The following is a 7,051-nucleotide window of genomic DNA, read 5'->3' on the forward strand; positions in this document are numbered from 1 at the left end:
CAGGAGGAACTATGGGAAACAAGGTTATTAAAAGTACGGCAACAGGGGCTATAGCACTAGCTGCGTTTGGTGTAACTAGTGGGGCAACTGTGCAAGCAGAAGAATTGACCAAATCGTCAACTACTCTGTCTTCTGATGTAACAGCACCCAAGGCGCACAATATTAAAGTCTTAGACGGTGTTCTATTGACAAAGGATGGTGCTGCGGTCACCACCACCCCAACAGAGAAGACGGTTGAGGAAGCGCATGGGATTAAGCAACAAGCAGACCAAGCGGTGACCGACCAAGCCGGGAAAGTGGCTGAAAGTGCTCAAATTGAAGCGAACAGCCAAAAGGCAGTAGAAGATGCTACCGCAAAAGTAGCCGAAGCGGAAAAGAATAAGGCTGCCGCTACACCAGATGCGATTGCCCAAGCGGAAAAAGGCGTAGCTGATACGCAAAAAGAGATTGCACAAAATCAAAAAGCAAGTGATACTGCAGCTAACGCCACACAAAAAGCGACTGACGCGGCTACTACCCAAAAACAAGCGGTAGAACAAGCCCAAAAAGGGGTAGAAGCTGGACAAAAAGCAGTTGATACGGCTAAAAAAGGTGTCGATACCGCCAAAGCAGCGCTCGATGGCACCGGCGAACAAAAAGCTCTTGATGAACAAAAAGCAGCCAATAAAAGCTTAGAAGATGCCAAAAAGGCAGAAAGCGATGCTACTCAAAAATTGGCAGCCGCTAAAAAGGCAGATGCCGACCGTCATGCCCAAATCAAGGACTTGAAAGACCAAGCAACCACTCAAAGCAAAACGGCAACCGACACCACAACCGATGCTGCTGCGAAAAAGGCAGCCGATAGCGCAGCTAAAGCAGACGTTAACACCGCTAAAAAGGCAGTAGAAACAGCTCAGGCAGCCCTTGACGGGACGGGTGCCCAAAAGGTCTTGGATGAACAAAAAGCTGCTGAGAAGGCTCTTTCTGACGCCAAAACCAAAGAAGTGGAAGCCGCTCAAAAATTGAACGAAGCCAAGAAAGCAGATGCCGATCGTGATGCCAAAATCAAAGACTTAACCACAAAAGAAGCAGAACAAACGGTCACTAAAACAGATGCCGAAAATGCCCTTGCGGAAGCCAAGAAAAATGCCGAAGCCAAAAAAGCAGCCAAAGAAGCAGCCGAAGCCAAACGTGATGCGTTGCGGAAAGAATTGGATGCTAAGAAGAAGTTGTCGACGATTACCGTACCACAATATGTGATTGATGCTTATAAGAAGTATTTGAATTCTGACCGTGAAGAAGCCGATAAAGATGCACTTCAAGAAGTCTTCAATAAGTGGATTGCAGAAGGTGCTTACGATATTGAGCGTAATGGAAATGTACCAATTGATCCATCAACGGTTGATCCAGCTCATATGACACGTGAACAAGCAAAAGCTTTAACCCAATATTATGCACACTTACTGACAGCAGTGCGTCGCCAATTCTGGGGTACTAAGGTGAAGACTTACACCACCGAAGAAGCGATGGATTACGTGCAAAAGGTTGCCGAAGCGTATGCCAAAGAAAACAAACCATGGTCATCTGGTCACAGTCATGCCGCACTGGCTGCTGGTGAAACACCTTCATCAAAACTAACATGGATGAATGAAAATATCTCTGGTATGCGTACTGGTACCACAACCATGACCGAAATGTATCGCTTTATTGCAGGATCAATCATCGGTATGATGGTAGATGATTACCATAGCGATTTTGGTCACATGTCTAACATGCTTGGTAACGAACAAGATGACGATGCAGTCGGTGTCGCATCTAGCGTAACACCAAACGGACTTGGTCGCATGCACTATGTAGGATTCAGTGATAAATATGCTGGTCAAGCCCTTCCAGACCCATATGACACGACACAATTGGAAAAAGACTTGGCACAAGCCGAAAGCGACTTCCAAGCAGCTCTTACAGCCTTCAATGAAGCCAACGGGGTTCTGACTGCTAAACAAGCTGCTTTTGATGCAGCTCATCAAGCACTGAGCACGACACAAAGCGAATTGGCTACTGTACGCAACCAAGCGCTCCAAACACCTAGCGCTGAAATGGCACACCGTGCAGCAGTTGCAACGCGTACTAGCGCAGAAACCCGCAAAGCGAGTGCCGACAAAGCGGTTACCAACCTCAACGCATCGATTCAAGAAAAACAAGTTGCATTGCAAAAAGCGCAAGCGGTCTTGGCTGCCAAAGAAGAAGCGGCTCAAAAGGCTGCTACCGCCCTTCGTGAAGCAGAAAGCAAAGCAGTGGAAGCGCAACAGATGCTCAATGCCACCAAAGCCAAATTGGCAGCACTTACCGGGGTGAAAGACGCTACACCAGCTGCTAGTGAAGCCCTTGAAAAAGCAACGACTGCTCGCAAGGATGCACAAGCTCGTAAAGATGCGGCAGACAAAGCGGTTGCCAACTTGAAAGCATCTATCAAAGAAAAACAAGCGGCACTTCGTACCGCAGAACAAGCCTTGACGGCAGCTGAAAACAACTTAGCAACCCTGAAAGCAAGCAAAGTGAGTGAAGATGCCAAATTGGTAGCCGCTGAACAAGCGGTGGCAGCTGCTAAAGCCGTGGAAGCTAAATTGGTGGCGGAAGCGAGGGCGCTTGAAAGTAAGTTGAACAATCAACAAAACTTGCTGGCCATGTATAAGAATGCTGATAAGCTGTTGAGTGAAGCGGTGTCAAGACATTTAGAAGCAAGTGAAAAGCATAAGGAAGCTGTTGCAGCCACGTTGGAAGCACGTAGCAAGCTGGCTGTGTTGTTGAAAGATCAACGGGATGCGAATAGTCAGTATGAAGCGGTGAAGAAGGCGTATGAGGAGTGGGTTGCCTCTAAGAAAGCAGCAGAAGAAAAAGCACAAGCTCTTTCAATGCGTCAAGCTGCTAAACCAATGACCTCAAGCAAAAAGATTCGCCCAACCATTCACTCAAACTATATTTATAGCCGAACTGACAAACAACTCCCACAAACTGGAGAAAAAGGCTCATGGCTGGCATTGTTAGGCATGGGTATCTTAGCAAGTCTCAGCTTTGGGGCACGTAGAAAACATGGAAGAAAAGGATAAAGGAATATGACAGAAGAAAAGTTAGCTGTTAGTGATTTTAATAGAGAAGAATTGCTTAATATTTTGACTTTGCTTTATGTACAAGGGGATAAAATTGTAACTCTTAACAATAAAATGCAAAACACAATTAAAGCAAACCGTCAACTGAGACTACAACAAGCAACTAAAAGAAAAAAGAACAGAATAGCCAATATAACTGGAATTGTTTTTGTTGTAGTATTTTTTGCCAGTTCAGAGAGCAATTTCTTTATTACTATACTACAGCTCCCAATAGGATATATAATAGGGCAGGTGATTGCGAGAATATTCATGTTTGTAACTGAAAAGATAAATGAAATAGCTAAAAATGAAAAACAATCTCCTTTTTTCCCAAAAATTACAATTAGTTATGGTTTAACACGTAAACAAGCTGAGAAAGTGTCAGAAGAAGCAACTCTTGAAGCAACAAATACAACGCAATATCAATCGTATAATCAAGAAAAACAAGATTTGGAAAACGATCCAACCTTCTCATATTTCATTTCTCTTATTCCTGATAATTTTTGTAAATTAGAAGACTTTGCAGGAATGATTGTTCTTTTGAAAGATTACCGTGCAATGAATTTTCAAGAAGCAGCTAATCTATGGCGTACAGAACAACATCAACAACAAATGTTACAACAACAAAAACAATTAGAGAGACAATTGCATCAAAATTATGATCAAGTCATGGCAGAGGTTCGCGAATCTGCGAATCGCTTACGGCAAGACATGCAAAATGCTCGAAATGAATCTTCAAAAATCAATAGAAACCTTGAAGATATTAGACGTAGTGGGGTAGGTATTAAATCAAGATTGATATAGCATGTAAAATAAAACTGACTTAATGTGGGAAAAAGTCAATAAAAAAGCTCTGGTATCTAAAAATACTAGAGCTTTTAAAATATAATAAAAATTTTTAGCATTCTCATTGGTTACTAGGCCCAATGTACTCATAGCCTTCATATTGATTTTCAACTAATATTCAACTCCTTTCATCTATTGATAGCATAAGTTTTTAAATCCATCACATCTTGAATAGTTGGTTCATAATTTTCAATCATTGATGACCCGATAGCATACCAGACGATATTAAAATCTGAAAATTATCAAAGGGAATTTATAAAATAGGATAAATCCATCCTATATTTTTGCTTTTGTTGCTTAAAAATGGTATGATAAACAAAAGGAGGCGATGACAATGCAAATTAATCTTGAAAATTTAATTCCAATCACGGAGGCAAATCAAAATTTTTCTAAAGTTGCTCGTATGGTTGATAGTAAGGGTACAGCTGTTATTTTGAAAAACAATAAACCTAAATATGTTTTAGTTGACTATAATACCTTGGTTCAAGAAGAACAGACAGAAGCTGTTGTTGCTGATCAAGCTAGTGTTGATGAGGTGGCAAGTTCTATCTTATCACGCCACCTAGAAGCCTTTAAGGAATTAGCCAAATGAAGCGATTAACCGTTGAACAGGTTGTTGCCTTACATAGTCAATTGATTATAGCTTCGGGAGGAATGGATGGTGTACGAGACAAGGGGTTAGTTGAGGCCTCACTTTCAAATGTTTTTGACACTTATTTTGGAGTTGATCAATATCCAACTATTGAAGAAAAGGCTTCTAGACTTTGTTATTCTTTGATTAAGAATCATGCTTTTTTAGATGGAAATAAGAGCATAGGTATTTTTGCAATGCTTGTGCTACTAGAACTTAACGATATTGTGCTTGATTGTACTGATGAAGAGTTGGTTCATCTCGGATTAGGTATAGCAGCATCAGAATTAACCTACGAAGATATTTTAGATTTTGTAAAAAATCATTGATATAAAAGCAAGTGACTACTAAAAATCACTTGCTTTATTTTTTTAATTATTCTAAGATAATAATGGTGTGGACTTTTGGTATTTTTAGTTCAATTCGTGTATTCGTTCTCAATTTCGTCTAAGCCGCCTCTCCAATTTTTCCCCAAAATTTCATCAACAGTCAGATTTTTACGAATACTAATTTCAAAAGGTATCTTTTGCTCGGTTAAAATTTTTCTGAAATAGATATTGATAGCAGTTGTGTAGTCTAGTCCCATTTCTGATAAAATTTTCCCTACATTTTCTTTTAGGTCGGAATCAATATTTAAATTTAATCTTGACTTATTTTTTGCGAGAGCTATTTTTGCACCTCCTTTTATATTACGAGGACACTATACACCCAATATTTTCATCTGTCAATTTTAACATAAAAGACCCTTGAAAATGTTATTCATAGGCCTTCTTTATACGACATCTAAAAGCTGATATTAGCCAATGTTAATGGTGAGTTTTTGATTCAGTGCAAAAGCAATCTTGCTCATGGTTTCAATGCTGGTATTATGTCCCCGTTCAATTCTAGCAATGGTGGATTGCGGGACATGAGATAGGTCAGCTAGTTCACGTTGTGTCAGTCCAGCATTTTGTCTAGCGTTAAAGACGGCAATTGCACTTTCTAAGATGCTTTTTTCTGCTAAGTAACCAGCCTTAAAATCTTCTTGTTTTAGTTCATCTTGTAAAAAATCATCAAATTTAATAGTTGTCATGATTATGCTCCTCAAATTCTTTTTTCAGTTCTTTAGCATGCTTGATTTCACTAGTAGGTGTTTTCTGTGTCTTTTTGGTAAATCCGTGTGTGATGATGTAGCGGTCACCAATCACATGGAAGTATAAGGCGCGTTGAATATTAGAAGATACTTTTGAGCGAATTTCAAAAATATCATTATCAAGTTTCTTCACCCATTCCATGCGTTGTGCGATAAGCAAACCGTGCTCTTGTATCAGGCTAATCGTAGCAAGAAGCTTTTGTTTGTCTTTTAGAGGTAAGGTTTGTAAAAACTCAATAAATTCAGTACGCCCATTTAAGCGCGTATAAAATTCAAATTTTGGTTGTTTCATTATGTCTCCATGATAGCATATATTGTTCAAAAATGCAATTGATAATACTAAACTATTGTTAGCAATTTTGCCAGCTCTGTTTTTACTTTTTGAGAATTGATAGTTTACAAAGTTTGTTCAAAATCTGTTCAAAAAATTGTTTTTTTATATTCTAAAGCAAGTGATAAAACCTTGATTTCATGCGATTTCTGTTTTTTATTTTAACTTAGTTTAACGTAATTTTACTGGCAGGGGACATAATGTGCCCACAAAAGTCCTTGTTGTTAAAGGGCTTTTGTGTTTTTGAGTTCAATATTTGCTTATTATTATCAATAAAATATAAAAGTAAAGTTTGCTTTGGAAACATCTGACTGAAAGGATGAGAATATGAAGGCTTATTTTATTGGAGGACTAGGCTGCAATTGCTATTATCCTCAGGACTTTTTTAATGCACTGTCTTTTCCAGTTACTTATCTAGATATCTATGATTCTAGGTTGGAAGAGCAACTGATTTCATTAGAAGCATTGAAAGATTGGTTTATGGCACAAGTTGATATGGATGATGATATTCTGTTAATAGCCCATTCTTTGGGAGCAGATTTAGCAGTTTATCTAACAAGTATTTATGATAAAATTACACATCTCGTCTTGCTAGACGGTGGATACATTAATATGGACAAAATTTGCCCTTTGAATGTAGAAATTGAAGATTCTCTGAATTACCTTCAAACGAATGTTTACGAGAGCCTAAAGAAAGCTGTTATAACTGAAAAACAAAGCTCTGCTGTATGGTCAGAAAATTTGGAGAGGGCGGCCAAAGAAAGTTTTGCTTTTGATAAAGTTCAAAAGCATTGGTATTTAAGCTTATCTGAAAAGTTAATGATTCATTTATTGACAATAAGACGGCAAGCTTTTAGAGATTTATCTTTTTTGAAAAGATAAATTGTAAAATATAGTTCAACAAAAAATCTCATAGCGTTTCATTGGTGTAAACTGTAAGTAACCACACAAACAGAACCCGAGGAAAAACTATGAGCTACTCCCAT

General features: G+C 38.9%; 8 protein-coding genes. 5 read left to right on the forward strand and 3 right to left on the reverse strand.

Annotated elements, in window-relative coordinates:
- Positions 1 to 11: 11 nt before the first annotated feature.
- The 4 genes from FQ204_RS01270 (at position 12) to FQ204_RS01285 (ending at position 4,931) form a co-directional block, all read left to right on the forward strand.
- A complete protein-coding gene (locus tag FQ204_RS01270) occupies positions 12 to 3,086 on the forward strand; it encodes an SEC10/PgrA surface exclusion domain-containing protein (protein ID WP_144207672.1) in 3,075 nt (1,024 codons plus the stop codon).
- Between the two features lie 6 nt (positions 3,087 to 3,092).
- Positions 3,093 to 3,929, forward strand: coding sequence for a hypothetical protein (locus tag FQ204_RS01275; protein ID WP_144207675.1), 837 nt, complete (start codon positions 3,093 to 3,095; stop codon positions 3,927 to 3,929).
- A gap of 376 nt (positions 3,930 to 4,305) precedes the next feature.
- Positions 4,306 to 4,563, forward strand: coding sequence for a type II toxin-antitoxin system Phd/YefM family antitoxin (locus FQ204_RS01280; RefSeq protein ID WP_144207678.1), 258 nt, complete (start codon positions 4,306 to 4,308; stop codon positions 4,561 to 4,563).
- The gene (locus tag FQ204_RS01285) at positions 4,560 to 4,931 is read left to right on the forward strand and encodes a type II toxin-antitoxin system death-on-curing family toxin (RefSeq protein WP_144207681.1); all 372 of its coding nucleotides are present in this window, start codon (positions 4,560 to 4,562) and stop codon (positions 4,929 to 4,931) included. Before FQ204_RS01280 ends, FQ204_RS01285 begins: the two co-directional genes overlap by 4 nt.
- A gap of 89 nt (positions 4,932 to 5,020) precedes the next feature.
- On the opposite strand, the gene FQ204_RS01290 is transcribed toward FQ204_RS01285, so the two are convergent.
- The 3 genes from FQ204_RS01290 to FQ204_RS01300 all read right to left on the reverse strand — a co-directional run bounded on the left by FQ204_RS01290 (position 5,021) and on the right by FQ204_RS01300 (position 6,026).
- Positions 5,021 to 5,290: a type II toxin-antitoxin system RelB/DinJ family antitoxin gene (locus FQ204_RS01290; protein WP_313906365.1), complete on the reverse strand. Its 270-nt coding sequence runs from the start codon at positions 5,288 to 5,290 to the stop codon at positions 5,021 to 5,023.
- Positions 5,291 to 5,398: 108 nt separating this feature from the next.
- Positions 5,399 to 5,674, reverse strand: coding sequence for a multiprotein-bridging factor 1 family protein (locus tag FQ204_RS01295; protein ID WP_003024346.1), 276 nt, complete (start codon positions 5,672 to 5,674; stop codon positions 5,399 to 5,401).
- Positions 5,661 to 6,026: a type II toxin-antitoxin system RelE/ParE family toxin gene (locus FQ204_RS01300; RefSeq protein ID WP_144207687.1), complete on the reverse strand. Its 366-nt coding sequence runs from the start codon at positions 6,024 to 6,026 to the stop codon at positions 5,661 to 5,663. Before FQ204_RS01300 ends, FQ204_RS01295 begins: the two co-directional genes overlap by 14 nt.
- 366 nt (positions 6,027 to 6,392) lie before the next feature.
- Between FQ204_RS01300 and FQ204_RS01305 the strand changes: the two genes are divergently transcribed.
- Positions 6,393 to 6,947, forward strand: coding sequence for an alpha/beta fold hydrolase (locus FQ204_RS01305; RefSeq protein WP_260843521.1), 555 nt, complete (start codon positions 6,393 to 6,395; stop codon positions 6,945 to 6,947).
- Positions 6,948 to 7,051: the final 104 nt, after the last annotated feature.

Origin of the sequence: Streptococcus constellatus, from assembly GCF_902167705.1 — a bacterium.
Taxonomy (GTDB): Bacteria; Bacillota; Bacilli; order Lactobacillales; family Streptococcaceae; genus Streptococcus; species Streptococcus constellatus_A.

Coding starts and splice junctions, on each gene's coding strand:
- FQ204_RS01270 (WP_144207672.1), top strand. CDS start 12: ATGGGAAACAAGGTTATTAAAAGTACGGCAACAGGGGCTATAGCACTA.
- FQ204_RS01305 (WP_260843521.1), top strand. CDS start 6,393: ATGAAGGCTTATTTTATTGGAGGACTAGGCTGCAATTGCTATTATCCT.
- FQ204_RS01295 (WP_003024346.1), bottom strand. CDS start 5,674: ATGACAACTATTAAATTTGATGATTTTTTACAAGATGAACTAAAACAA.
- FQ204_RS01300 (WP_144207687.1), bottom strand. CDS start 6,026: ATGAAACAACCAAAATTTGAATTTTATACGCGCTTAAATGGGCGTACT.
- FQ204_RS01275 (WP_144207675.1), top strand. CDS start 3,093: ATGACAGAAGAAAAGTTAGCTGTTAGTGATTTTAATAGAGAAGAATTG.
- FQ204_RS01285 (WP_144207681.1), top strand. CDS start 4,560: ATGAAGCGATTAACCGTTGAACAGGTTGTTGCCTTACATAGTCAATTG.
- FQ204_RS01280 (WP_144207678.1), top strand. CDS start 4,306: ATGCAAATTAATCTTGAAAATTTAATTCCAATCACGGAGGCAAATCAA.